The following is a 1481-nucleotide window of genomic DNA, read 5'->3' as shown; positions in this document are numbered from 1 at the left end:
AAAGGTATGGACGATTTCATCAACAAAAACGGGATTGAAGCTTTTAGGGCAATCCTGATGAAAGCACGATCCGTAGAGGTTGAATCACATGACACAGGTGATAGTAAAAAAACAAAGTTCCCCAGTGCCGACTCGATGGCGCGGGCAATTGCCGAGGACTACCGAAACAGGCTGAGGTTTAACAATACAAACCTTTGCTGGTATCGCTACGAAGCTGACTCCCCGGGGATTTGGTCTCCCGAGACTGATGAGTATATTGAGTCGGTCATATACCAAATAGTCAAGTCAAAAGGTTTAACTGACCTGCCGCCAGCTTATATCGGGGCGACGGTACGCTTCTTGCGACACAACTTGATCGAGCGACAGTGGAAGTCGCGCACAGATTTAATTCCGTTTACAAACGGGGCTTTAGAAATAGCTACGGGCAAGCTGCTACCTCACTCGCCGGGGTATCACTTCACTTGGACGTTGCCTCGCGCTCATTGCACTGTAGCTTCAGATTGGCAAAAAATTGAAGCCTGGTTGGATTTTGCAACCCAAGGGAACCAGCACGTAAAAAACCTGTTGATAGCCTTCTGCAACGCTGTTTTAAAGGGACGCGCTGACCTTCAGAAAGCCTTGCACCTTATCGGTATCGGCGGTAGCGGTAAAGGCAGTTTTTGCCGCTTAGTTGTCGCCCTAATCGGCATCGCAAACACGCACAGCAGCAGTTTGGATGAATGGAGCGACAATCGGTTTGAGGTAGCTCAGGCTTACGAGAAGCGCCTGCTGCTGTTCCCCGACGAAGACAAAGGCGCGAGGCATCTTAGCAAGTTCAAGCAAGTAACTGGGGGCGACTGGCTACGAGCTGAGGAAAAAAACAAGAAGCCCTTCAAATTTAAGTTTGGCGGCATGGTAGCGGTTGCTTCAAACTTTCCCATTTTCGGTTCGGACAATTCTAGCGGCATGGCTCGCCGTATTATCCCCGTGCCGTTTAACGCTGTAGTGGCAGCAGGCAGTCGCCGAGACCTCGACAGTACCTTTGAGCCTGAACTGGCGGCATTTACAAACTATTTGCTGTCGCTAGACGATATTTGGGTAGAACGCACCCTGCGGGGTGTCGTTGAGATTCCAGAAATCAACCTTCAGGGTTGGGAGAACAAAATTCGAGAGGACAGCGTTGCCGGATTCCTTAACGACAGACTTATCTATGACCCATTGGGGCAGACTTCAATTGGAGACTCTGCTTATGCTGAGGGTTCTCTTTACCAAGCTTACGACCTCTACTGTTCCGACCAGGGACACAAGCCACAGGCAGTAAAAAATTTCAGCCCTAATCTAATTGAATTGGCAAGTGTGATTCTGGGCTGGCAAGTCGAAAAAATCCATACGAGAGTTGGCAAAGTCATTAAAGGAATCCGATTGCGGACAAAGGCTGATGAGCACATCCCAACCTATGACTGTGAGCTCCATTCTCGCTGTGACGGATTCGGTGACGGGTC

General features: G+C 49.6%; 1 protein-coding gene. It reads left to right on the top strand.

Going from position 1 to position 1481, the window contains the following annotated elements; all coding sequences use genetic code 11:
• Window positions 1–57 precede the first annotated feature (57 nt).
• Window positions 58–1481 (top strand): DNA primase family protein (locus QUB63_RS34920; protein WP_332949969.1); only part of this gene is annotated, 1424 nt, incomplete at its 3' end.

Source organism: Microcoleus sp. ARI1-B5 (genome assembly GCF_036705795.1).
In the GTDB taxonomy this organism is placed as follows: domain Bacteria; phylum Cyanobacteriota; class Cyanobacteriia; order Cyanobacteriales; family Microcoleaceae; genus Microcoleus.
The sequence above is the reverse complement of the archived record's forward strand: the minus strand, read 5'-3'. Positions and strand labels throughout refer to the sequence as shown.